Annotated in this window: 20 protein-coding genes and 1 other RNA gene; 9 read left to right on the top strand and 12 right to left on the bottom strand. The window is 71.7% G+C overall.

What is annotated here, in order from left to right; all coding sequences use genetic code 11:
* Window positions 1-4: 4 nt before the first annotated feature.
* Together ACQEUU_RS28035 and ACQEUU_RS28030 are read right to left on the bottom strand one after the other, a co-directional pair.
* On the bottom strand, window positions 5-604 hold the full coding sequence (locus ACQEUU_RS28035) for a TetR/AcrR family transcriptional regulator (protein ID WP_433071460.1): 600 nt from the start codon (window positions 602-604) through the stop codon (window positions 5-7).
* 11 nt (window positions 605-615) lie between these two features.
* Window positions 616-1,959 (bottom strand): sensor histidine kinase, encoded by a 1,344-nt coding sequence (locus ACQEUU_RS28030; RefSeq protein WP_433071458.1) that lies wholly within the window; start codon window positions 1,957-1,959, stop codon window positions 616-618.
* A 158-nt stretch (window positions 1,960-2,117) separates the two neighbouring features.
* Between ACQEUU_RS28030 and ACQEUU_RS28025 the strand changes: the two genes are divergently transcribed.
* From ACQEUU_RS28025 to ACQEUU_RS28015, 3 genes are read left to right on the top strand one after another with little or no spacing between them, the layout of a single operon-like run.
* Window positions 2,118-3,284, top strand: a complete 1,167-nt coding sequence (locus ACQEUU_RS28025) for an acyl-CoA dehydrogenase family protein (protein WP_433071456.1) — start codon at window positions 2,118-2,120, stop codon at window positions 3,282-3,284.
* The gene (locus tag ACQEUU_RS28020; protein ID WP_433071454.1) at window positions 3,281-4,306 is read left to right on the top strand and encodes an acyl-CoA dehydrogenase family protein; all 1,026 of its coding nucleotides are present in this window, start codon (window positions 3,281-3,283) and stop codon (window positions 4,304-4,306) included. Before ACQEUU_RS28025 ends, ACQEUU_RS28020 begins: the two co-directional genes overlap by 4 nt.
* Window positions 4,306-5,793 carry an AMP-binding protein gene (locus ACQEUU_RS28015; RefSeq protein ID WP_433071452.1) on the top strand — a complete coding sequence of 496 codons (1,488 nt, stop codon included), beginning with the start codon at window positions 4,306-4,308 and terminating at the stop codon, window positions 5,791-5,793. Before ACQEUU_RS28020 ends, ACQEUU_RS28015 begins: the two co-directional genes overlap by 1 nt.
* Here ACQEUU_RS28015 and ACQEUU_RS28010 read toward each other — a convergent pair.
* The 6 genes from ACQEUU_RS28010 to ACQEUU_RS27985 all read right to left on the bottom strand — a co-directional run bounded on the left by ACQEUU_RS28010 (window position 5,765) and on the right by ACQEUU_RS27985 (window position 12,664).
* Window positions 5,765-6,883 (bottom strand): C45 family autoproteolytic acyltransferase/hydolase, encoded by a 1,119-nt coding sequence (locus tag ACQEUU_RS28010; protein ID WP_433071450.1) that lies wholly within the window; start codon window positions 6,881-6,883, stop codon window positions 5,765-5,767. The two genes, ACQEUU_RS28015 and ACQEUU_RS28010, sit on opposite strands and share 29 nt — an antisense overlap.
* Window positions 6,884-6,918: 35 nt before the next feature.
* Window positions 6,919-7,881, bottom strand: a complete 963-nt coding sequence (locus ACQEUU_RS28005; RefSeq protein WP_433071448.1) for a helix-turn-helix transcriptional regulator — start codon at window positions 7,879-7,881, stop codon at window positions 6,919-6,921.
* Window positions 7,882-7,943: 62 nt separating this feature from the next.
* The gene (locus ACQEUU_RS28000) at window positions 7,944-9,377 is read right to left on the bottom strand and encodes an Nramp family divalent metal transporter (protein WP_433071446.1); all 1,434 of its coding nucleotides are present in this window, start codon (window positions 9,375-9,377) and stop codon (window positions 7,944-7,946) included.
* A 47-nt stretch (window positions 9,378-9,424) separates the two neighbouring features.
* Window positions 9,425-10,156 carry a GNAT family N-acetyltransferase gene (locus ACQEUU_RS27995; protein ID WP_433071445.1) on the bottom strand — a complete coding sequence of 244 codons (732 nt, stop codon included), beginning with the start codon at window positions 10,154-10,156 and terminating at the stop codon, window positions 9,425-9,427.
* Between the two features lie 34 nt (window positions 10,157-10,190).
* Window positions 10,191-11,213, bottom strand: a complete 1,023-nt coding sequence (locus ACQEUU_RS27990; RefSeq protein ID WP_433071443.1) for a dipeptidase — start codon at window positions 11,211-11,213, stop codon at window positions 10,191-10,193.
* A gap of 20 nt (window positions 11,214-11,233) precedes the next feature.
* Window positions 11,234-12,664, bottom strand: coding sequence for a flavin-containing monooxygenase (locus tag ACQEUU_RS27985; protein ID WP_433071441.1), 1,431 nt, complete (start codon window positions 12,662-12,664; stop codon window positions 11,234-11,236).
* Window positions 12,665-12,775: 111 nt separating this feature from the next.
* Here ACQEUU_RS27985 and ACQEUU_RS27980 point away from each other — a divergent pair, with 111 nt between their 5' ends.
* The 4 genes from ACQEUU_RS27980 (at window position 12,776) to rnpB (ending at window position 16,208) form a co-directional block, all read left to right on the top strand.
* A complete protein-coding gene (locus ACQEUU_RS27980; RefSeq protein WP_433071439.1) occupies window positions 12,776-13,585 on the top strand; it encodes a Nif3-like dinuclear metal center hexameric protein in 810 nt (269 codons plus the stop codon).
* Window positions 13,586-13,587: 2 nt separating this feature from the next.
* The gene (locus ACQEUU_RS27975) at window positions 13,588-14,328 is read left to right on the top strand and encodes a zinc ribbon domain-containing protein (RefSeq protein WP_433071437.1); all 741 of its coding nucleotides are present in this window, start codon (window positions 13,588-13,590) and stop codon (window positions 14,326-14,328) included.
* On the top strand, window positions 14,325-15,602 hold the full coding sequence (locus tag ACQEUU_RS27970; RefSeq protein ID WP_433071435.1) for a bifunctional RNase H/acid phosphatase: 1,278 nt from the start codon (window positions 14,325-14,327) through the stop codon (window positions 15,600-15,602). The genes ACQEUU_RS27975 and ACQEUU_RS27970 overlap by 4 nt, the downstream gene beginning before the upstream one ends.
* Before the next feature lie 208 nt (window positions 15,603-15,810).
* Window positions 15,811-16,208, top strand: an RNA gene (gene rnpB / locus ACQEUU_RS27965) — RNase P RNA component class A.
* A 158-nt stretch (window positions 16,209-16,366) separates the two neighbouring features.
* Here the strand turns inward: rnpB and ACQEUU_RS27960 are convergent.
* The gene (locus ACQEUU_RS27960) at window positions 16,367-17,422 is read right to left on the bottom strand and encodes a hypothetical protein (RefSeq protein WP_433071433.1); all 1,056 of its coding nucleotides are present in this window, start codon (window positions 17,420-17,422) and stop codon (window positions 16,367-16,369) included.
* 425 nt (window positions 17,423-17,847) lie between these two features.
* Here ACQEUU_RS27960 and ACQEUU_RS27955 point away from each other — a divergent pair, with 425 nt between their 5' ends.
* Window positions 17,848-18,309: an ATP-binding protein gene (locus tag ACQEUU_RS27955; RefSeq protein ID WP_433071431.1), complete on the top strand. Its 462-nt coding sequence runs from the start codon at window positions 17,848-17,850 to the stop codon at window positions 18,307-18,309.
* Between the two features lie 62 nt (window positions 18,310-18,371).
* Here ACQEUU_RS27955 and ACQEUU_RS27950 read toward each other — a convergent pair whose 3' ends face one another.
* Complete coding sequence (locus ACQEUU_RS27950; protein ID WP_433071429.1) at window positions 18,372-18,953, bottom strand: hypothetical protein; 582 nt, start codon at window positions 18,951-18,953, stop codon at window positions 18,372-18,374.
* Window positions 18,954-19,161: 208 nt separating this feature from the next.
* Here ACQEUU_RS27950 and ACQEUU_RS27945 point away from each other — a divergent pair, with 208 nt between their 5' ends.
* A complete protein-coding gene (locus ACQEUU_RS27945) occupies window positions 19,162-20,064 on the top strand; it encodes a bile acid:sodium symporter family protein (protein ID WP_433071427.1) in 903 nt (300 codons plus the stop codon).
* Window positions 20,065-20,160: 96 nt separating this feature from the next.
* Here the strand turns inward: ACQEUU_RS27945 and ACQEUU_RS27940 are convergent, their stop codons facing one another.
* Window positions 20,161-22,371, bottom strand: a complete 2,211-nt coding sequence (locus tag ACQEUU_RS27940; protein ID WP_433071425.1) for a SulP family inorganic anion transporter — start codon at window positions 22,369-22,371, stop codon at window positions 20,161-20,163.
* 83 nt (window positions 22,372-22,454) lie between these two features.
* Entirely contained in the window at window positions 22,455-23,834 is a 1,380-nt protein-coding gene (locus tag ACQEUU_RS27935; RefSeq protein WP_433071423.1) for a hypothetical protein, read from the bottom strand.
* Window positions 23,835-24,045 lie beyond the last annotated feature (211 nt).

Raw genomic sequence — 24,045 nt, 5'->3', positions numbered from 1 at the left:
AACGTCACAGCGCGTCGGCCGGCAGGCCCAGCTCCCTCGCGGCGGCGGTCCTGAGGAGTTCGATCACACGGCGCCTGGGCAGCACCCGGCCGTGCACGTTCATCTGGATCGCCAGGCCGTCACCGAGGGCGAAGATCCTCCAGGTGGCGCCCTCGGGGTCGGGGCAGGTGAAGTCGCCGGTGGCGATCCCGGCCTCGATGATGCCCTGCATCACCTGCCGGCTCTGCACGTCCAGCCGGCGCGAGGTGCGCTGCAGGTCCTTGTTGCGCATCGACTCGGCCCAGGCGTCGATCCACAGCCGCCACCCCTCGGGCGAGGCGGTGGGTGAGGAGAGCTTGAGCAGCGCACGCAGCCGGTCGAGCGGCGGCTTCGGGGAGCGCTCGACGGCGGCGAGCGACTCCATGTGCCGCCGGGCGGCGTACGCGAACGCCTCGGCGAACAGCCGGTCCTTGGTCTCGAAGTGGTAGAAGAGCAGCGCCTGGCTGACGCCCGCGGCCCGGGCGATGTCGATGGTCCGGGTATGCCCGAACCCCTGCTCGGCGATCACTTCGCAGGCCGCTTTCAACAAGTCCTCACGCCGTAACCGGCCAAAACCTGGAGTCACAGGCCGTAACTTTAATCACTCCGCAGGGGCAATCGTAGGACAAAGCGGGCACCACGGTCGGAATCTTCGATCGTGAGCGTGCCGCCGTGGGCGTGGGCGATCTCGCGGGCGATGGGCAGGCCCAGCCCGGTGCCGCCGGCGTCGCGGCTGCGGGAGGCGTCCAAACGGGTGAACCGCTGGAAGACGATCTCGCGGTGCTCCGGCGCGATGCCCGCGCCGTCGTCGAGCACCTCCAGCGTGGCGGCGCCGTCCCTCCTGACCGTGACGACGATCGTGGAGTCGGCGTGCCGTTCGGCGTTGTCCAGCAGGTTCGTGATCAGGCGGGCCAGCCGCACCCGGTCGCCGTCCACCATGACGCCCGGCTGCAGGCTGGTGACCACCCGCTTGCCGCGCTGCGCGGCCGCCTCCGCGGCGGCCAGCTCCGCCAGGTCCACCGGCTCCCGCGCGCCCGGCGCGCCCGCGTCCAGCTTGGCCAGCGTGAGCAGGTCGGTGACGATGGCCTGCAGCCGGTCCAGGCTCGGGAGCAGGGCGCGGCCGGTCTCCGGCCAGTCGGTCTCCTGGGGGTAGAGCAGCGCCTCCTCCACCCGGGTGCGCATCGCGGTGATCGGGCTGCGCAGGTCGTGGGAGGCGTCGGAGGCGAACCTGCGCTGCCGCTCCACCGCGGCCTCCAGCCGCTCCAGCGTCTGGTTCGCGGTGACGGCCAGCGCGCGGATCTCGTCCTCGGCGTCCGGGACGGGCACCCGCATGCCGACGTCGGTGTCGGTGATCTCGGCCAGCCGGGCGCGGATGCGGTCCACCGGCTCCAGGGCCTTGGACACCACCCGCCACGCGCCGTACGCGGTCAGCAGCACCGGCGCGAGGGCGAGCGCCGCCAGGTAGAGCGGCACCTGGGGGGAGACGTACCAGGGGACGGCCCGTTCGGTGGCGTACACCAGCCAGTCGCCGCCCGCCGGCCCGCGGAAGCGCAGCACCACGATCAGGCTGCACCGGCCGGGGAAGCGCGGCAGGTCGCACTCCCTCTCGGCGGTGGTGACGGCCGGGGCCTGCGGCACGAGCATGCTCAGCCTCGGCGCTCCGGTGATGTCGGAGGTGGTGGAGACGATGCGGCCCGAGGCGTCGATCACCTGGACGTCCACCCGGTGGTCGGAGGGGAGCTCCGGGGGGAGCCGGCCCGCCTGGGCCAGCCGGACGACCCGCATGGCCCGCTGTTCGAGTCCGTCGCGCTGGAACTCGGAGGCCGACTGGTAGAGGGCGTAGAGCACGTAACAGCTCACGGCGGCGCAGAGCACCGCCATGGCCGCGGTGGCGAGCAGCGTCAGGCGTCCGCGCACCGACCTCGCGAACCGTGTGATCAACCTTATCCCCCTGCGGTCAGGTCATCACATAGAGTTACCTCATTTCCAATTGGCGGAGATTCGGTGACAAATCAGGGCGAATCTCCACCAGATCATTGCTCTGTACGGTCCGCGAAGGCGTGGATAGAGTAAGTGAGCACTGATGCGAGGGAGTCGATGTGAACCTTGCGGACTACCAGCGCGCCGCCGAGGAATGGCTGCAGCGCAACGTCCCGGCGGGCGAGCGCGCGGACGGTGACCCGATCGCCCAGGCCAGGGACTTCATGGCCCGGCTCTACGACGCCGGATACTCCGGCATCACCTGGCCGGCGCGGTGGGGAGGCCAGGGCCTGACCCAGCAGGAGGAGCGCGCGTTCGCCGCCGCGGCCCGCGACTTCACCCTGCCCACCTACATGTTCTCCATCGGCCTGGGCATGACCGGTCCCACGCTGGTGGACCGCGGCACCGACGCCCAGCGCGAGCGGTTCGTCCGGCCGCTGCTGCGCGGCGAGGAGATCTGGTGCCAGCTCTTCTCCGAGCCCGGCGCCGGCAGCGACGTCGCCAGCCTGCAGACCAGGGCCGAACGCGACGGCGACGACTGGATCGTCAACGGCCAGAAGGTGTGGACGTCGGTCGCCCAGTACGCCGACTGGGGGCTGCTGCTCGCCCGGACGAACGTGGACGTGCCCAAGCACAAGGGCCTGACCATGTTCGTGGTGGACATGCACCACCCCGGCGTCACCGTCCGGCCGCTGAAGGACATGAGCGGCCGGTCCAACTTCAACGAGATCTTCTTCGACGACGTGCACATCCCCGACGAGCACCGGGTCGGCGAGGTGGACGACGGCTGGAGCGTCGCCGTCACCACGCTGCTGCACGAGCGGCTGTCGATCTCAGCGGGCGTCGGCATGGGCGGCGGGAAGGACAATCCCGCCTCGCTGGAGGCCCTGCGCCGCACGGTCGACACCAGCGACCCGCTGGTCCGCGACGAGCTGGTCGAGCTGCACATCCGCTCACGCGCGCTGGCCCTGTTCAACCGGCGGCTGGCCCAGGAGACCGAGGCGGGCCTGTTCCCCGGCGCCCGGGGCAGCGCCGCCAAGCTGCTGCTGGCCGAGCTGACCATGTTCCAGTCCGACCTGGCCACCCGGCTGGCCGGCCCCGAGTCGGTCGTCGACGGCCACCCGCTGGGCACCACGCTCGCCACCGCGCCGGGGCTGGCGCTCGGCGGCGGCACCAACGAGATCATGCGCAACATCGTCGGCGACCGGGTGCTCAACCTGCCCCCCGAGCCCCGGATGGACAAGACCGTGCCGTTCAAGGACCTGAAGGTGGGGACGCAGGCGTGAAACTCGTACCCAGCCAGGAGCAGCGCGAGCTGCGCGCCGCCGTCCGCGACTTCCTCGCCGCCGCCTCGCCCACGGCCAAGGCCCGCCAGGGCCACGACCCGGAGGTGTACGCGCGGCTCAACGGCGAGCTCGGCCTGTCAGGGCTGATCGTCCCCGAGGAGTACGGGGGAGCGGGCGCGGGCTTCGCCGAGCTGGCGGTCGCGCTGGAGGAGACCGGGGCGGTGCTGCTTCCCGGCCCCTTCCTGGCCACCGCGTTCGCCGCCGTCGCGCTGACCCGGGTGCCCGACAAGGAGCTGCTGTCCGGCATCGCCGAGGGCCGCGTCGCCGCCGCCCTGGCCCTGGACGGCGCGGACCTCACGGCGGCAGACGGCCGCGTCAGCGGCACCCTGGCGCGGGTGCTGTCCGGCATGGAGGCGGATGTGCTGCTGGTCAGCGCCGGCTCCGCGCTGCACGCCGTGGACCTCGCCGGCGAGGGCGTCACCAGGACCCCGCTCGACACGCTCGACATCACCCGCGGCCAGGCCCGGATCGAGCTGGACGGCGCGCCCGCCCGGACGCTCGGCGACGTCTCCGCCGACGTCTCCCAGGACATCGCCGACCGGCTCGCGGTGGCGCTCGCCGCCGAACAGCTCGGCGTGATGCGGGCCGCGCTCGACGCCATCGTCGCCTACGCCAAGATCCGGGTCACGTTCGGCCGCTACATCGGCTCGTACCAGGGGGTCAAGCACAAGCTCGCCGACATGCACTGCAAGCTGGAACAGGCCGAGTCGATCGTCCGCTACGCCGCCTGGGCCGCCGACGAGGCGCCGGACGAGCTGCCCGGCGCCGCCGCGCTGGCCCAGGCGTACGTGGGCCGAGCCTGCTTCGAGGTGGCCCGCGACCACCTGCTGCTGCACGGCGGCATCGGCTACACCTGGGAACACGACGCCCATCTCTACTTCAAGCGGGCCAAGACCGACGAGGTGCTGCTCGGCCCGCCCCGCATCCACCGTGCCAGGCTCGCCGACCTGCTGGAGCTGTGATGGACATCAGCCAGTCGCCCGGCTTCTACGCCATCGCCCAGGCCGACCCCGGCCGGGTCGCCGTCATCGACACCGACGGCTCGCGCACGACCTACGGCGAGCTGCTCGCGCTGGTCAACCAGGTGTCCCACGGACTGCGCGGGCGCGGGCTCGGCACCGGGGACGTGGTGGCCGGCGTGCTGCCCAACGGGCTCGAACAAGTGATCATGCTCATGGCCACCGGCCAGATCGGCCTCTACTACGTGCCGATCAACTGGCACCTGGCCGCGCCCGAGATCGACTACATCGTCAAGGACTCCGAGGCCGGGCTCGTGGTCACCAGCCGGGAGTACGCGGTGCCCGGCGGCGAGATCGGCACCGCCGGGCTCGCGGAAGGGCAGCCCGTCACCGCGCCCGCCGACCGCACCGCGGGCGCGGTCATGTGGTACACCTCCGGCACCACCGGCCGCCCCAAGGGGGTGCAGCGCGCGCTGCCCGGCGCCGAGCCGGAGGCGATCGTGCCCCTCTACACCTGGTTCCTGGGCGAGGTGGTCGACCTGAAGCCGGGCGAGGACGTCCACCTGGTGACCTCGCCGATGTACCACTCCTCGCCGTGCGCCCACACCCAGTTCGCGCTGCACCTCGGGCACACCGTGGTGATCGCGCCGCGGTTCGAGCCGGAGACCGTGCTGGAGCTGATCGAGCGCTACCGGGTGACGAACGCCATGATGGTGCCGACCATGTTCCACCGCATGCTGCAACTGCCCGCCGAGGTCAGGCAGCGGCACGACCTGTCGAGCCTCCAGCAGGTCATCCACACCGCCGCCGCCTGCCCGGTCGCGGTCAAGCAGGGGATCATGGACTGGTGGGGGCCGGTGCTCTACGAGTACTACGGCTCCACCGAGTCCACCATCGCCTTCTCCGTCAAGCCGCACGACTGGCTGGCCAGGCCCGGCACCGTCGGGCGGCCCGCCCCCACCTTCGAGGCCAAGATCTTCGGCGAGGACGGGGCCGAGCTGCCCCCGGGAGAGCCCGGCCTCGTCCACGTCAAGTCCAGCCTCGGCAAGTTCGAGTACCGCAAGGACCCGGCCAAGACCGCGGCCAGCATGCGCGGCGAGTGGTACGCCCCCGGCGACATCGGCTACCTGGACGAGGACGGCTTCCTGTTCCTGTGCGACCGGCGGACCGACCTGATCATCTCCGGCGGGGTCAACATCTACCCCGCCGAGATCGAGGCCGCGCTGCTGGAGCACCCGGCGGTCGCCGACGTGGCCGTGATCGGGGCGCCCGACGAGGAGTGGGGCCACAACGTGGTCGCCCTCGTCGAGCCCGCCGAGGGCGTCACACCGGGCCCCGAGCTGACCGAGGAGCTGCTCGCCCATTGCGCCCCGCGCATCGCCAGGTTCAAGCATCCGAAGGTGATCGAGTACCGGGAGCGGCTGCCCCGCACCCCCACGGGGAAGCTGTCGCGGTCCAAGGTCAGGCAGGAGTATCTCGACGCGCGCTGAACACCAGCTCCTCGGTGTAGCGCCCGGCGCCCAGATAGAAGGAGGACGACAGGGTCCGGTCGGCGGGGTCGAAGACGGTGCTCCACAGCGTGCGGAACGGCCCGGACTCGGGCTGCCGCACCGCCTCCAGGCAGGAGCGCAGGTCGCGGCCCGACAGCGTCACGCCCTTGCTGCGCTCGTACAGCGCGCGCAGCCGCCCGTACGTGCCGAACGTGTCCTCGGTGTCGGCGGGCAGGGCCATCGGGTCCGGGTGGCGGTGCAGCGGGTGGTTGGTGACGCACAGCGGCGCCTCGCCGAACTCCACGACGTGCTCGCGGCCGTCCCGGCCCCGCTCCCACACGAACGCCTCGCCGTGCGCGTCGGCGACCAGGTAGTGCAGCGGCAGGCCGTGGTCGTACTGCTTGGCGCCGAGCAGCGCCTGCTTGGCCTGCGCCACGTTCTCGCAGGTGTCCACCAGGAACCGGGGCAGCTGCACGCTGCTCAGCCCGACCTGCGGGGAGGCGTCCTCCGGCGGGGCGGCCTGGCCGATGTCGGCCAGGAGCAGCGTCACGGCCAGCCCCGCCTCGTTGATCCCGTCCATGCAGCCGTCGAGGTCGGACATGGTGACGACGGTGGAGGCCAGGCCGTCGTCCGGGATCGTGGTGATCACGTACGGGCGCGAGGCCATCGGCAGCTCGCCGGGCGCGGGAGCGCCGCCCATGACCTCGCTCGCGGTCACGGTGAAGAAGTCGTAGTTGCGGCCGATCCTGCCGTGGCCGTCCGCCGACGCGGACGGCGGCACCCAAAGGGCCGAGCAGCCCGAGCCGGCCGGCACGTAGCCGAGCCCGTCGATGGCCAGCTCGTCCTGGTCCGGGTCCAGGCCGAGCGCCTCGGCGGCGCCGTCCATCCGGGCGTGGTGCTGCGGCCAGTGCCGCTCGAACCAGGTGCGCCTGGCCCGGTTCACGGCCGGCTCGCACGGTTGCGGACGCCAGCCGAGCCGCAGCGCCTCCTCGGTGAGCCGGCGGCCGATCTCGACGTGTCCGCCGCGCACGGTCAGGTGGCGGACGATCGGGAAGTCTTCCCTGCTCCCCGCGACGTGGGTGATGTGCATGTGCACGAGGCTGCCGGGCGTCGCTGACCGGGCGCTTACCGGTCGCTGACCGCCCGCCGGTAGCGTTCCGACAGCCGCCGCACCGCCTCGGCCAGCTCGGGCGGGTCCAGCACCTCGAAGTCCAGGTCCAGGAAGCCGATCCAGGCCGCCATGCCGTTGAGGTCGTCGCCGCCGAGCCTGAGCAGGCAGGCGTCCGGTCCGGCCGGCTCGACCTCCAGGTTGCCGCCCCGCGGCAGCTCCCGCACCCGCTCGGCGGAGGCGCGCAGCAGGATCGTGCCCTGGTGGCGCCACATGGCCGTGTTCACGCCGCGCTCCACGTACGCGGCCACGTCGCCGTCGGCCGGCAGCTCGCGCGGCCCGAACCGGGGGCCGGACGGGACGCGCGGCGTGATGCGGTCCACCCGGAACATCCGCCAGTCCTGCCGGTCCACGTCGAACCCCACCAGGTACCAGCGGCCGCGCCGGTGCACCAGCCGGTGCGGCTCCACGTCGCGAACGGTCTCGGACCCGTCGTGCCCGCTGTAGTCGAAGCGCAGCCGCTCCCGGTCGCGGGCGGCGTTGGCGATCGTGGTCAGCAGCTCGGGCGGCACCGACGGCGTCTCGCCGGGGATCTGCACCGTGTAGGCGTTCAGCGCGCCGACGCGGTGCCGCAGCCGGGACGGCAGCACCTGCTCCAGCTTGGCCAGCGCGCGCACCGACGTCTCCTCGATGCCCCGCACGCCGCCCCCCGCGGCCCGGCCGAGCCCGACCGCGACGGCCACCGCCTCCTCGTCGTCCAGCAGCAGGGGAGGCAGCGCCGCCCCGGCGCCCAGGCGGTAGCCGCCGGCCGCGCCCGGCGTGGCGTGCACCGGGTAGCCGAGGCTGCGCAGCCGCTCGACGTCGTTGCGGATCGTCCGGGTGGTGACCCCGAGCCGCCGCGACAGCTCGGGGCCGGTCCACTCCCTGTGCGCCTGGAGCAGTGAGAGCAGCTTCAGCAGGCGGGCCGAGGTCTCCAGCATGTCTGCCAGTCTGCCCGCCGACGCGGAACGGACGGTTCCTCGATGGGCCTCCTCGATGGGCCTCAGCCGCCGAAGATCCGCTGCGCCTGCTGGATGACGGTGAGCACGGTCAGCGTCCCGAAGAACGCGATCGCCCAGACCATCGCCCCCAGCCGGAACGAGCGGATCCTGATCGGCGCCGGCAGCGCCGTGCGGTTGAGCCGGATGAGCAGGATCGAGTACACGAACATCATCACCGCCGCGAAGCTCGCCGACAGCACCAGCAGCACCAGCGGCTGGTCGAAGCCCAGCAGCAGGATCACGATGCCGACCAGCGCCAGCGTCCACACCACGACGAAGTAGACCCGGTTCTCCGTGACGGTCCGGTCCCGCAGGTACACCGTCTTGATCGTGTCGGCGACCAGCCGCGAGGTGTAGTCCACGATGCCCATCGCCGAGGCGAACAGCGCCAGCGCGCCGATCACCCAGAACAGGATGCCGAACCACGGCCCGACCACCTGCTGCAGCACCTGCCCCTCGATGCCGAGGAAGTCGATGCTGTTCTCCAGCCCCGGCCGCCCGAAGACGGTGGAGTACGCCAGCATCGACATCAGCGCGATCGTCACGAACGACACCAGCGCGAACGTGGACGCCTGCTCGATGTTGGCCACCCGCCACCACTGCCGCCAGCGGGCCAGGTTCTCCTTGGTCGGCGCGAACTGGAAGCCGGTGGACGGCGCCGCCTCCTCGTGCCCGGTGACCGGGCTGACCAGCCGCGGCACGTACAGGCCCATGCCGAGGCCCTTGTCGCGGATCCAGTTGCTCTGGCACAGGTTCTGCCCGCCGCCCGCGCCCGCGTACGCGATGGCGCCCATGAGCAGCGCGAACTCCAGCGGCGGCACCGGGAAGCGGGCTTCGGTCGTCAGCCCCCGGGCCAGGCCGGTCCAGGCGTCGGCGTTGATCGCGAACAGGACGGCCACCACGATCAGCGTCAGCACCAGGGCTATCTTGACGAAGATCACCCGTTCCAGGGCCGTGTAGATCACCGGCGCCAGTGTGAGCGCTGACGCGATGACGACGAGCATGCCGATGGCGATCCAGCGGACGCTGCCCTCGCCGGTTCCGGTCAGGTAGGTGACCATGGTCGCCGAGGTGGTGACCCAGCCGGGCCAGAGATTCGAGCAGAGCGTCATGAGGACGAACACCAGGCCCCAGTGCCGCCACAGGCGGCTGAACCCGGTCAGCGCGGTCTCGCCGGTGGCCAGCGTGTAGCGCTCGATCTCCATGTTGATGAACCACTGCGTGATGATGCCGATCAGCGCGCCCCAGACGAAGATGAGGCCGACCTGGGAGGCGATGTACGGCCACAGGATGAACTCGCCGGAGGCGAGCCCGACGCCCGCGCCGACCAGGCCGGGGCCGATGATGGACCAGGCCGACCGGGGCGGCTCGGGGAGGTCGCGGACGGTGACGGGCGGCAGTACGTGGGAGGGGACGGTGGGGGTGAACTCCGTCATGCGGATCTCCTTATGACAGGCATCCGTAACGGGGGTGGAATACCCAGTTAATCCCTCTCCACGACATATTCTCCGTCTGCGGTGAAACCGGTCACGCGGGCGCCCGCGGCCATGAGCCCGCCCAGCGTCTCGCGCATCGCCAGCCGCCATTCCCGCGCCGCCGGCGGGTCGTGCCGCCGCATCGCCTCGATGTCCGGCGGCGTCGCCACGAGCACCGCCGGCTCCTCGACCGGCTTGATCGCCGGTCGCCCGCCCGCGTCGGAGAGCACGCTCGGGAAGGAGACCTCCGCCGTCGTCCCGGCCGGCCGGTCCAGGCGCCAGACGGCCAGCAGCCGGTCGGACTCGTCGTTGCCGTTGATCGCGTCGGCCATCACGCCGTAGAACCGCTCCAGGTACTCCTCCGGCCTGGCGCCGAGCTTGACCAGGTTGAACCGGGCGTTCCTGCGGACCAGCGGGTCGAACGTCCAGGTGATCCGCTCCAGCCCGCGCCGCAGGCACCACTCCCGCTGGTGCAGCTTGAGCGCGGACCCGGCGCCGTGCCCCGCCACCGCGCCGGTCACGTGCGAGTGCAGGGTCCGGTCCGCCGCCAGGAACCCGACGCACGCGCCCACCAGCCGCTCGCCCTCGTAGGCGCCCGCGACGTAGCCGCCGGCGTGCGCGAAGGCGATCATCAGCTCCACCGGCATGGGCACGTTGCGCGGGTCCGGCCGCCAGATGTCGTCGAAGAGCTCGTACGCCTGATGGAACTCCTCCAGCAGGCGCAGCTCGCGTATCTCCACCCTGCTGGCCCTACCCGCCTCCGGCCTCAAGGCCTCATCCCAGCTGGTCGGTCAGGAAGCGGTGCACGTTGGCGCCGATGATCTTCTGTACGTCCTTCTCCGGCAGCCCCCGGGCGAGCAGGCCCTCGGTGACCATGGGCAGCCCCGCCGGGCCGTCCAGCCCCGGGATCGCCGCTCCCGGGTCGAAGCCGTGGATCGTCTCCTCGCACGGCGGCGTCACGTCGGCCAGCACCTCGCGGACGAAGTCCGGGCCCAGGCCCACGTGGTCGATCCCGGCCACGGCCGCGATGTGCTCGATGTGGTCGAGCAGGTGGTCCAGCGTCACCTCGGACGCGCGCTCGGTGAGGAAGCCGGCGAAGAAGTTCACGCAGACCACCCCGCCGGTGGCGGCCACCGCGCGCAACTGGTCGTCGGTCAGGTTGCGGTGGTGGTCGCGCAGCGCCCGCGCCGAGGAGTGGGTCGCCATGACCGGCCGGGTGGCCAGCTCCAGCACGTGCGCCACCCCCGAGGCGCCCAGGTGGGAGACGTCGAAGACGATGCCGAGCCGCTCCATCTCGCGCAGCGCGGCCACACCGTGCGAGGTCAGCCCGCTGCCGGTGGCGTCTTCGCCGCTGCCGTCGGCCAGCGGCGTACGGCCCCAGTGGGCGATCGAGGCGATCCGCACGCCCAGCCGGTGCATGGTGGGGATCAGCTCGACGCTCGCGTCCAGCCCCGGCATGCTCTCCATGGCCAGCACCAGGGCGATCAGCCCGTCGTCCAGCGCCGCGTCGATGCCCGCCGCGTCGGTGCAGAGCCGCACGCGGTCGGCGTTGGCCTCGGCGATCACGTGCGCGCACTCGATCATCCGCAGCGTCCGCCGCAGCGCCCCCTCCGGACGGTACGGGTCGTCGATGAAGACCGGGAGCACCTGCAGCCGCACCCCGCCCTCCTGCAACTGGGGCAGCCATCGCTCACGGAAGAACGCGGCCCACCGCTCGGGCGGCCGGGCCGAGACCGCCATCAGCAGATCGTTGTGGGTGTCGGCGACGACGGTGCGCCGGTGCAGGGAGGACGTCATGGAGCGGAGGCTACCGCTCCTCACACCTCCCGGTAAGCCGCACGCGGCGGCATCGAGGTCAGCCTGCGGTAGAGCATCGTGGTGCCCGGCCAGTTGTTGGTGACCCGGCCCTCGGCCGTCTTGTACCAGCTCCGGCAGCCGTCACCCCACACCATGTGCTCCAGCGTCTCGTCCAGCCGCCGCCGCCAGGCGTCCATGACCTCCTGCCGCACCTCCAGCCGCCGTCCGCCCGACAGGTGCGGCAGGCAGTTCATCACATGGTCCACCTGGCACTCGAGCATGAAGATGATCGAGTTGTGGCCGAGGTTGGTGTTGGGCCCGTACAGCAGGAACAGGTTCGGGAAGCCCGGCGTCGCGATGCCCAGGTAGGCCTCCGCGCCGCCGGCCCACCGCTCGGCGAGGTCCGCGCCGCCGCGGCCCGTCACCCGCATCGGCGTGAGGAACTCGGTGGTCCGGAAGCCGGTCGCGTACACGATCGTGTCGACCTCGTGCACCGCCTCGGTCGTCTGCACGCCCTTCTCCGTGATGCGTACGATCTTGTCGGTCACCACGTCGACGTTGGGCCTGTTCAGCGCCGGGTAGAAGCGGCTGTCGATGATCACCCGCTTGCAGCCGGGCGGATAGTCGGGGGTGAGCCTGGCCCGCAGCTCCGGGTCCTCCACCTGGTTGCGCAGGTGGCGCAGGGCGCGCCGGCGCAGCAGGCCCTCACTCCAGCCGCGGGCCAGCGCCGGGTACAGCGTGGCCTCGGCGTACCGGTAGATGTACTCGCGGTAGGCGCGCTGCAGCCCCGGCACGAACCGGAACGCCAGCCTGGCGGGGAGGCCGAACACGGCGTCGGGCTTGGGGATCACCCAGTTGGGGGTGCGCTGGAACACCTCCAGCCGGTCCGCCTGCCGCGCCACCGGCGGGATGAGCTGGGCCGCCGACGAGCCGCTGCCGATCACCGCGACCCTGCGGCCGGTGAGGTCGTGCGAGTGGTCCCAGCGGGCGGAGTGGAACGAGGCGCCGGCGAAGTCGTCCATGCCGGGGATGTCGGGCAGGCGGGGGCGGTTGAGCTGGCCGACCGCCACGACCAGGACGTCGAACGCCTCGGTGACGCCGGAGGCGGTGACCTGCCAGCACGAGCCGTCGAAGGCGGCTTCGGTGACCTCCGTGTTGAACCTGATCTTCGGCCTGACGTCGTACTTGTCGGTGCAGTGCTCCAGGTAGCCGAGGATCTCCCGCTGGCCGGGATACCTCCGGGACCAGCTCGCGTACTTCTCGAACGAGTACGAGTAAAGATGTGAGGGGATGTCGCAGCCGGCACCGGGATAGGTGTTGTCCCGCCACGTGCCGCCCGGCGAGCCCGCCTTCTCGAAGATCGTGTACGAGCGGATCCCGGCCTGTTCCAGCCGGATCGCCATGCACAACCCGCCGAACCCCGCGCCGATGATCGCGACCCTAGGTGTCATGCCGCCCTCCGCCCGAGTCAGGATTCACTTACATTACGCCGGACCGTGTGCGGTGCCCACCCCCCGGCCGCGATGACCGCCGGAGATCGCGCCGGCCGATAGTCTGCCCTGGTGGCTGCATGGATACTCACCGACGTGATCGACGTGCTGGAGGCGGCTTACCCGCCCGCCCGGGCCGAGTCCTGGGACGCCGTCGGGCTGGTGTGCGGAGACCCCGCCCAGCCGGTGGAGAAGGTGCTGTTCGCGGTCGACCCGGTCGCCGCCGTCGCCGACGAGGCCGTGGAGTGGGGCGCCGACCTGATCGTCACCCACCACCCGCTCTACCTGCGCGGCACGACCACCGTCGCCGCCACCACCCCCAAGGGGCGGCTCGTCCACCGGCTCATCAAGAACGACATCGCCCTCTTCACCGCCCACACCAACGCCGACGTGGCCAACCCGGGCGTGTCCGACGCCCTGGCCCGCGCCGTCGGCCTGACCGGCGACCTGGTTCCGCTCCAGCCGTTCCCCGACGACCCGTGGCGCGGCCTCGGGCGCGTCGGCGACCTGCCGGAGGAGACCACGCTCGACGCGTTCGCCGCCCGGGCCGCCGCCGGGCTGCCCGCCACCTCCTGGGGCATCCGCGTCGCCGGCGAGCCGTCCCGGCGCGTGTCGCGGGTGGCGGTCAGCGGCGGAGCCGGCGACTCGCTCCTGGCCGCCGCGCGCGCCGCCGGCGTCGACGTGTTCCTCACCGCCGACCTTCGCCACCACCCGGCCAGCGAGTTCATGGAGGCGGGCGGGCCCGCGCTGATCGACGCCGCTCACTGGGCCACCGAACACCCCTGGCTCCACAACGCCGCGTCCATCCTGACCGCCAGGGGCGTTACCGTTGAGACACGTGTCTCCGCCACGGTCACCGATGCTTGGACAAGAGGATATTGATCATGAAAGCAGCCCCCGAGGTCCAGAAGAGGCTCCTCGACCTCGCCGAGCTCGACTCCGCGCTCGACAGGCTGGCCCACCGCCGCCGCACCCTGCCCGAGCTGGCGGAGATCGACGACCAGTCCAGACGCTACGCCAAGCTGGCCACCGAGGTCATCGAGGCCGAGACCGAAGCCGGTGACCTGGCCCGCGAGCAGACCAAGGCCGAGGCCGACGTCGACACCGTCCGCACCCGCATCGACCGCGACCAGAAGCGCCTCGACTCCGGCGCCGTCTCCTCCGCCCGTGACCTGTCCGGCCTCCAGTCCGAGATCACCTCGCTCCACAGGCGACAGGGCGACCTCGAAGAGGTGGTGCTGGAGATCATGGAACGCCGCGAGGCAGCCGACGCCCGCGTCACCGGCCTGCTCGCCCGCCGCGACGAGGTCAGGACCACGCTGTCCGCCGCCGAGGCCCGCCGCGACACCGCGCTCGCCGACATCGACAAGGAGACGGGCGAGGTCCGCTCCCGCCGCGCCGCCGTCGCCGAGGAGATCCCCGCCGACCTGCTCAAGCTGTACGAGAAACTGCGCGAGCAGTACGGAGTCGGGGCCGCCATGCTGCAGGCGGGCCGCTGCCAGGGCTGCAAGGTCGCGCTGTCCATCGCCGAGATGAACCACATCAAGTCCGCCGCCGCCGACGAGGTGCTGCGCTGCGAGGAGTGCCGCCGCATCCTCGTCCGCACGGACGCTTCCGGCCTGTGACCTCCTACATCGTCGAGGCCGACGGCGGCTCCCGCGGCAACCCGGGCCCCGCGGGCTACGGCGCCGTGGTCCTCGACGCCGCCGACGGCCAGGTCCTCGCCGAGGCCGCCGAGGCCATCGGCACGGCCACCAACAACGTCGCCGAGTACCGCGGCCTGATCGCCGGCCTGCGCGCCGCGCTCGACGTGGGCGGCGAAGGCGCGCGGGTGGCCGTGCGCATGGACTCCAAGCTGGTCATCGAGCAGATGGCGGGCCGCTGGAAGATCAAGCACGAGGGCCTGCGCCCGCTCGCCCTGGAAGCCGGCAAACTCGCCAGGCGGCTGCGGGTGACGGAGTGGACCTGGATCCCGCGCGCCCGCAACGCGCACGCCGACCGCCTGGCCAACGAGGCCATGGACGCCGCGGCCCAGGGCCTGCCCTGGAAGGCGGGCGGCTCCGTCACCGACTCCCGGCCGGCCGGCACCCACGGCACGGAGGCGGACACGCGCGGGCCAGGCACGCCGGCCGCGTCCGGGAGCCCCGCCGGAGGCGCCCGCCTCGCGGAGCAGACCGACCTCCTCGACCGGGGCGACATCACCGAGCTCTCCGCCCCCGCCGCCTCCGTCGCGACCGCCCAGACGCGCACCGCCAAAGGCACCGGCTGGGCACCTCCCACCCGGGTCGCCACCTCGCTCGTCCTCCTGCGCCACGGCGAGACCCCGCTCTCCGCCGAACGCCGCTTCTCCGGCCTCGGCGACCCCGAGCTCACCCCCAACGGCCTCGCCCAGGCCGCCGCGGCCGCCATCCGGCTCTCACACGACCCGTACCAGCTCGACGCCGTCGTCACCTCCCCGCTCACCCGGGCCCGCCAGACGGCGGAAGCGGTCGCCCAGCGCGCCGGCCTGCCCGTGGAGACCGACGAGGATCTCAGGGAGACCGACTTCGGCGCCTGGGAAGGCCACACGTTCACCGAGATCCAGCGCCGCTGGCCCACCGAGCTGGCCGCCTGGCTCGCCGACCCGGACGTCGCCCCGCCGGGCGGCGAGAGCTTCACCGCCGTCGCCGAACGCGTCACCCGCGCCCGGAGCCGCCTCCTCGACAGGTACGAGGGCCGCACCGTCCTGCTGGTCTCCCACGTGACGCCCATCAAGACCCTGCTGCGCCTGGCCCTGGACGCCCCGCCGACGGCCCTGTACCGGATGCACCTGGACCTGGCCTGCCTGTCGCTCATCGAGCACTACGCCGACGGCAACACGGTGGTGAAGTCCTTCAACGACACCGCCCACCTCCGCTGACACCCAGGTCGCGGACCCGTACGGGTCGCTCGTACCTCGTAGGCGTGGTGCGTACGAGCCAGGAGCCGGTCGTGCCGGGCGCCGCCAGAACACCCGGCACGACCCCTGGCGCCACCACCCCCCTCAGGCGATGACACCCCCGTATCCCATCGCGCGGATCTTGTCATTTGCTTGCGGGCCGCTTGCATGCGCTAACCTCGTGACCGGACGAGCCGGCCGGGCGACCGCGTCGGGCCTCCTCACGAGGCCCGCCGAGGAAGGTCCGGGCTCCACAGGGCAGGGTGGTCGGTAACGCCGACCCGGGGCGACCCGCGGGAAAGTGCCACAGAAAGCAAACCGCCTTCCCTACCCGGAAGGTAAGGGTGAAAGGGTGGTGTAAGAGACCACCAGCGCCCACGGTGACGTGGGCGGCTCGGTAAACCCCACCCGGAGCAAGGTCAAGAAGGGACGTTCCCCCGGGACCGTCCCGCGTGCGCCGCCCGAGGGCTGCCCGCCCGAGGCGCACGGGTAGACCGCTCGAGGCCGCCGGCAACGACGGCCCTAGATGGATGGTCGCCCCTTCGCCCAGGCGAAGGACAGAACCCGGCCTACAGGCCGGCTCGTCCACTCACCCATGCCTGACCTCTGGAGCGCGGACGAGGTTGCGGCCGGGGGAAGCCGATTGGTCGCCAGGGCGGAATTCGGGATGCGGCTGGGATGGATCGGCCGCGTCCAAGATCGTGGTGTATGAGAAGAAGGCCACTCTGCGCTCCGTGTCTTCTGTTTCATTCTCCGCTGGATGCTGCCTGCCACTCCTTGACCTGGACGGAGTGCGGGAACTTCTCGGCGAGCACTTTGCCCAGATCCTTGCTCCGGTCGGTAACGGCTGAAGCCGGACGCGTGAGCTGCGAGGCGGAGGCGCCCAAGGAGAGTGCACCGTCGAGGTCGCGGAGCTGTGCCCTGGCGATGGCGAGGTCGAGCAGGGTGATCGTCCGCCGGGTGGGGGAGATGCCGGGGGCGGAGGCATAGAGGTCGAGCGCTTCCTTCGCGTGCGCCTCCGCCGAATGCGGATCACGCAGCCACAGGTGCGAGGTGGCGGCGAACGAGTGGAAGCGGGCGACGTCGGCGGAGAAGAGCCCGGCCTGGTGAGCAGGCAAGTGATCTGGCGCGGAGCGTAGTGCTTGAGGACCTTCGCCGAGCCTGGCGCTGATCCGCATCGTCTGAGAGATCAGGCGTGCGGCGGCTGGGCTGCCGGCGGGCGCACGGGCCGCGCCGGTCCGCGCCGCGCGCAGAGCCTCGGCTGGGCGATTGCCGTAGAGCAAGATGGTCGCCTCCACATCCTTGGCCCACGCTGCCGTTTCGGCGTGTTCCGCCTCATCAGCGTGTCGCCAGGCGTCATAGGCGTAGGCGAGCGCGGTTCGTTGCTTGCCACCGTCGTGGGCGAGCCAGGCGAGGATGGTCGAGAGCCAGGCGGCGTCCACGTAGAGATCGCGGCGCTGGCGCAGCGTGGTCCGGCGCTGAAGCAGGGCGGCGACGTGACGACGGTCCTGCCGCGCTGGTTCCCAAAGTTCCGAGACGGGTTGTGTTGCGTAGTCGGTGCCGTAGGTGGCGATGGCCTCCCGTACTTGATCCAGAGTTGTCGCTCCCACGTCGGTTTCCTCGCTGTGGCGGGTGAATTCGCGGGGCTCGGCGTCCTCCGGCAGGCTGGCCAGGGCGGGCAGGAGAGCGGCGAATCTCAGGGCGTCTCGGCGGTTCGTAGGATCACCGTCCTCGGTGTCGGGCTCTTCTCTATTGACGGCAACCGGGGCTTCAGGGAACAGGGTCGGCTCGTCGGTCGACAACGCCTGACAGTAGAGCAACCGGTAGCGCTCGCTCAGAATTGTGATCTTGCCTGACTCCCAGCGCCGTACGGAGCGTACGAGAGCATCATGATCAGGAAGGGTGTTGCGCTCGGAGCCCGCAGCTTGGCGTAGCTGACGAGCCATCGTGTGGACGTCCCAGCCGCGCGCTTTTCGCTGCGTACGGATGAGCACAGCCCATTCGGGGAGCCACACGCTTCCTCGCACCATCTCACCTCCGTGCACGCGCTGACGCCGCAGTGGTCCTGCTGCTCTCGATTGTCGCTCTTGTCGACACCGTGGTCACCATGAGGACACTTACGGACACGGACTGTGTCCGTCACTGCTCCCGATTGTCGCCCTCCGTGACCACTTACGCATGCTCTCTACTGGGATCCAGGGGCTTCCGGCGAAGCGAGGGGTGGGATATGGCGGAGACGGTTGTGGCGGCGGATCGCTCACACTCTCTTGAGCAGCGCATGATCTGGAGGCTTGGCGACGACGCGCGGGCGGTGGGTGATGCCCGCGACCTCGTCTGGCGCGCGCTCGTGTTGGTCGGTCTGCGGCGGGATCTTGTGGACGACGCGGTTCTGATGGTCAGCGAGCTGGTGACCAACGCGGTCTTGCACGGTGACCCGCCGTACGAGCTGGTGGTACGGGTCGATCCGACCGAAGTGGTCTGCATGGTGGTCGACGCCGGAGCCGTTTCCCCGATGCCTCGGGGGGCGGATGTTCAGGCGGAGAACGGCCGTGGGCTTTTGATCGTGGCGGAGTTGTCGGGTGGGCTGTTCGGCCACATCCCGCAGAGATTCGCCACGTGCCCTGAGGTGGAGGGCAAGGCGATCTGGTTCGCACTGCCCCGCACGGACGGCCGGTTCGCGCACTCTTGAGGTGCGCCACCGGGCTCCCGGCCGGGCGATCGGCCTGGTGGTGATGAGAGAACCGCCGTCGGTCAGCCGGCGGCGACCACGGCCTCGTAGGCGTGCTCGAATCGCCGGCACTGCTCCTTGTGCTTGTTGTTCAGCCGGTCCACCCCGATCAGCGCCATCCCGTAGTCCCCGGGCTCCGCAAACTCTGACATCCTGGGCTCCGGGGTGTGGGCGCGTTCTTTGTACAGCTCGTAGTGGTCGCGGGCGCGCTCCAGCCACTCGCGCCGCATCGACTGGTTGCCCGCCAGCCCGGTGACGCTCGCCGCCGTGAGCGCGGTGGCCGCGGCGTTGAGAAGCGCCTTGTTCTTGGGGTGTTCCGGCCCGCCGGACGGGTTCAGCGCCGCCATGACCGCCCGGAAGCCTTCCGGTTCCGCCGACCTCAGGTAGATCTCGTAGGCGCTGCGCAGCGCGCCCTCGGCCTGGCTCAGCTGGTCCCGTGGCCGGTCCGAATGGCGGAGCGCGTCGTGCACCGCGCGCGATGCCGCCTTGCCGTCCGTCCCCGCCAGCGTGGTCATGACGATCTCCATCTGGCCACCCTTGGCGAAGGTGTACAGCTGCCGTCCCGTACGGAGAGCCTGGCGCAGGAGAACGAGCGGGTGCGACATGGGAGTCTCCAACCGACGGGCGGGCGAGTCCGGGAAAAACCCCTCATGGACGGATCGCGCGCTGCGACGACGCCGTTACCAACCGAATCCGGACATCGGGCACGAGCGGAGGGAAGGTCACGAATGGGATCAGCGTATTGATCCAGTACGACGAGGGCTGTTAGACAGGGGCAGCGGTTGCTCAGGCCCGAGGAACGGTGGTCCCCCCATGCAGCAGTCCGTTCTCACCACAGTCATGCTCCCCGCCGCGCTCGCCCTGATCATGTTCGGGCTGGGCCTGTCCCTCACCCTCGGCGACTTCGCGCGGGTGGCGACCCGCCCCAAGGCCGTGCTCGTGGCCCTGGTCGCGCAGGTGCTCGTGCTGCCGGCCGTCTGCTTCGGGCTGGTCGTGCTGTTCGGCCTCGAACCGCTGCTGGCGGTCGGGATGATGCTGCTCGCCGCCTCGCCGGGCGGGACGACGGCCAACCTCTACAGCCACCTGTTCGGCGGCGACGTGGCGCTGAACATCAGTCTCACGGCCGTCAACTCGGTGCTGGCGGCCTTCACGCTGCCCGTGGTGGTCAACCTGTCGCTGAACCACTTCCTCGGCGACGGGCAGGACATCGGCCTGCAGGCGGACAAGGTGGTGCAGGTCTTCGCCATCGTGCTGGTGCCGGTCGCGATCGGCATGCTCGTACGGCGGCTCAGCGTGCGGTTCGCCGACCGGATGGACAAGCCGGTCAGGATCCTGTCGGCGGTGGTGCTCGCCGCGGTGATCGTCGGGGCGATCATCCAGGAGCGGGAGCGGCTCGGCGGCTACATCGCCGCCGTCGGGCTGGTGGCCCTGCTGTTCAGCGCGATCAGCCTGGCCGTGGGCTACTGGCTGCCGCGGCTGTTCAAGGTGGAGCGGCGGCAGGCGATCGCGTCCGGCATGGAGATCGGCATCCACAACAGCACCCTGGCCATCACGATCGCGCTGAGCCCCTCACTGCTGGGCAACTCGACGATGGCGGTGCCGCCCGCCGTGTACGGGGTGCTGATGTTCGGCACCACGCTGGTCTTCGGCTATCTCGTACGCCGCCGCGCCGGCGTCGCCGAACCCGGCGAACGGGAGCCGCAGAGCCTCCGGTGAGGGTCACCGGGTACGGGAGTCCCAGGCGGCCAGGATGGCGGCCTTGCCCGGGCTGAGGCCGTGGGCCATCACCGTGCCGCCCCGCCCCGGATCGGCTCAGGCATTCACGGAGAGCTGAGACGGCACCGGCGGCAGCACGTGGACCCTCGCCGCGCCGATGTCGAAGTAGAGCCCCACCAGCTTCAGCCGGCCCGCGCGGACCTGGTCGTCGACCTTCCGGTAGGTGCGCAGGTTGTCCAGCTGCTGCTGCACGTTCACCCGGCACAAAAGGTCGAGCGCGTCGTCGCCGAGCCGGTCGCCCGCGGTCTCGATGAACCTGGCCAGGCTGTGGTTGCCGTGGCGCAGCCAGCGCCGCATCGCCGGCAGGCCGCCCGCCATCACCCCGCCGCTCAGCAGCCCCGCCATCGCGCCGCAGCCGGAGTGGCCGCACACCGTGATCGTGTGCACGCCCAGCACCTGCGTCGCGTACTCGATCGCGGCCCCCATCGAGTCGTCGTGCGGCTCGCAGTCGCGGCGCGGCACCAGGTTGCCGATGTTGCGCACGGTGAACAGGTCACCAGGGCCGCTCGCGGTGATCAGGCTCGGCACGATCCGCGAGTCCGCGCAGGTGATGAACAGGTGGGTGGGCTGCTGCCCGCGCGCCAGCTCGGTGAAGATGGGCCGCACCAGCGGCGCCGTACGCCGGTGGAACTCCCGCGCGCCCTCGGTGAGCAGGCAGTCGTCCTGGGCGGCCGGGCCGTGCGGCGCCGGCCGGCGCGCGGCGCGGCGGCGGCGGTGCGCCCACGGCAGCCACGACCGGTCGGGCCCGTGCGACGGGGTCTTGGCCGGGTACACGCGCACCCCGCTGGCCGCCATCGCGTACCACTCGTCGTGCAGCTCGTCGATGTCGACCGTGCCGCCGAGCCGCTCGTGGTCCAGCCGCCAGGCGTGGATCGCCTCGAAGGCGGCGTTGTCCATGAAGTCGATGTTCAGCTCCAGGTCCACGGCCGCCCTGTCGGGGATGGCGCGCAGCTCCTGCGTCAGCCGGGGCACCCCGAGGAACGTGAGCGAGCCGGAGATCGTCGCGTGGTGACGCCCGTCGGGCCGGCGCCGCGTCCGCACCGTCACCCACGTCAGCCGGCGCAGCGCCATCAGCGCCGCCAGCGCCAGCCCGGCCAGCACCCCCTCGGCCAGCCCCAGCAGGATCACCGCCGCCATCGTCACGACGTAGACCGGCACCTCGCCGTGACCGTGCACCTTGCGGATATGGCCCAGGTTCACCATCTGCACGCCGATGAACACCAGCAGCGCCGCCAGCGCCTCCATCGGGATCAGCTGGATCGTCCACCCGAACCCGATCGCGAACACCAGCACCCACACCCCGTGCAGCATCGTCGAGGCCCGGCTGCGGGCGCCCGCCCGCGCGTTGGTCGTGCTGCGGACGATCACGCCCGCCACCGGCAGGCCGCCCAGCGCCCCCGTCACCATGTTGGCCACGCCCTGCCCGGTGAGCTCCTGGTCCAGGTCGGCGCGCGGCCCGGTGTGCATGCCGTCGACCGCCACCGAGCACAGCAGCGACTCCACCCCGGCCAGCAGCGCCACCAGCAGCACCGCCGCCACGATCAGATGCCCGTCGCCCTGCGGCAGCGCCGGCAACGTCCACTCGGTGAACGCGCCGGCCAGGTCGACGCGGGTGACGTCCCAGCCGAAGACCCACGCGGTGAGCGCGGCGGCCATCAGCGCGGCCAGCGGCGCCGGCACCGTCCTGACCCGCTGGGGCAGCCGCACCCAGACCGCGAGCACCCCGATCGTCAGCAGCCCCACCGCGATCTTGTGGCCGTGCAGCTCCGCGAGCTGGCCGGGCAGCTCGACCAGGTTGGCCAGCGCCGAACGCTGCGGGCTGCCGCCGAGCACCACGTGCAGCTGCGACAGCGCGATCACCACGCCCACCCCGGCCAGCATGCCGTGGATCACCGCGGGGGAGACCGCCAGCGCCGCCCTGGCCGCCCGGAACACCCCGAGCAGGAGCTGCACCGCCCCCGCCAGCAAGGTGATCATGCAGGTGGCCCGCCAGCCGTAGGTCTGCACCAGATCGGCCACCACCAGCGACAGGCCGGCCGCCGGGCCGCTCACCTGGACGGCCGAGCCGCCCAGCGCCCCCGCGACCACGCCGCCCACCACGGCCGCTATCAGTCCCGCGGCCAGCGGGGCGCCCGACGCCATCGCGATGCCCAGAGAGAGGGGGACCGCGACGAGGAATACCACGATCGAGGCGGGCACGTCATGACGGAGCGTGGTCGAAAAACTACTCTTCGTGAGGCGGGCCATGCGCAGAACCCTAGCGGGAGGAGCCTCCTAAGGAGGCTCCCGCGTACGGCTTTACGGATTCCTGCCCCGGTGAACACCGCCGGTCAGCGGTAGTAGTCGGGGAACTCCTGCTCGGGAGTGGTGCGCCGGTTGCCGTTGCGGCCGTCGGCCACGCCGTAGCCGGTGCCGGCCGGGGGTGCCGGCCAGGCCGGCTGAGAGGCGGCCGGGCTGGTGAAGTCGCCGGTCTCGTACGCCATCGTCTGCGGCGCGGGAGCGGCCAGAGGCGTCGGCAGGGGCGCGGACAGCACGTCGTCGTACGCCGGGACGGGCCTGGCGGACGCGGCCGGGGCGCTCGCGGGGGAGGGGCCGCCCAGCGGGTCGGAGTCGTCGGCCACCGCCCAGCCCGCGCTCACCTCGTAGGAGGAACGGTACGGCTGCTGCTCCTGGAAGCCCGGCCACGAGCCGCTCTGGGAGGCGGGCGCCGGGTCGTCGAGGATGTCGGGGGAGGCGGCGGGCCAGCCCCCGGACGCGGTCGCGGCCGGCTGGGCGGGCCAGGAGCCGCTCTGGCGGCCGGTGGAGGCGGCGCCCCCGTTGTAGGTGGCGCCCCCGTTGTAGGCGGGGAACGGGTCGCTCGTCGGCGCGCCGCTGATCGGGGCGGCGGGCACGGCGGGGAAGGAGCCGCTGGAGGCGGGATCGACCCCGGCGGGCGTGACCGGATAGGAGCCTCCGGAGGGCTGCTGGGACGCGCCCTGGGCGGGGAAGGAGCCGGTGGTCCGCAGCGGGTCGGGGCGCGAGGAGGGCACCGGCTGGGCGCCCGCGCCGAGGATGCTCATCACGTCGGACGTCGGCGCCGCGAACGTGACCGTGCGCTGGTCGGCCAGGTCGGAGGCGGACGGGGCGGGACGCTGCCGCACCGGCTCCACCAGGTCGGCCAGGCCGCTGGAGGCGGCCGCGGGAGCGGGGCTCGGCGCCTTCGCCGGCCGCTGGGGCAGCGGGGCCTGCACGGTGGTCGCGTCGGGGTCGACGGGGGCGGGCCGGGGACGGCGCGGGGCGGGACGCTGGGCGGAGCGCCCGGCGTCGGCGGGACGATCCGCGGCGGCCGGTTCGCGCTCGACCGGCCGGGACGCCGCCTTGCGGGCCGCGACCGTGCCTCCGGCGCCGAACCCGCCCTCCTCCGCGTCGCTGCGGATGCTGGCCCAGAACTCCTCGTCGTCGTCGTCCGAGCGCGGGTTGCCCCAGTCGTCGACGCCCCGTTTGCCGCGCTGGCCGGTGCGGACCGGCCTGGGCTTCGGCTCGTCGATCGGGCTGAAGTCAGGGCTGAACTTGGTCATCTTCGGCTCGTGGGCGGCGAACTCGTCCGTCGAGCGGGTCTTCGTCCGCTCCTCCTTCTCGGCCATCTCCTTCAGCCGTTCGGGAGGAAGCGAGCTCTCCCGGCGGTTCATCGAACGCATGCCCAGTGCCACCACGACAAGCACGAGGAGCACAACAGCGACCAAGCTCACTACGACCGCAGTCATTGCACCACCCTCAAAGCCATGGCCTGCCTTCGGCACCGGTGAGATCGCGCGGCCATCGACGCGACCTGTCCCCTTTGATCACCAGCACCTAACAATTGGATCTGATTCTGTCGGACCACGACGAGCGTTGTCACACCCTAAGTGAAGAATTGGTAACCAGAACTACGTTCCGTGCCGT

Source organism: Nonomuraea sp. CA-218870, assembly GCF_050936535.1.
Lineage (GTDB): Bacteria > Actinomycetota > Actinomycetes > Streptosporangiales > Streptosporangiaceae > Nonomuraea > Nonomuraea corallina.
The sequence above is the reverse complement of the archived record's forward strand: the minus strand, read 5'-3'. Positions and strand labels throughout refer to the sequence as shown.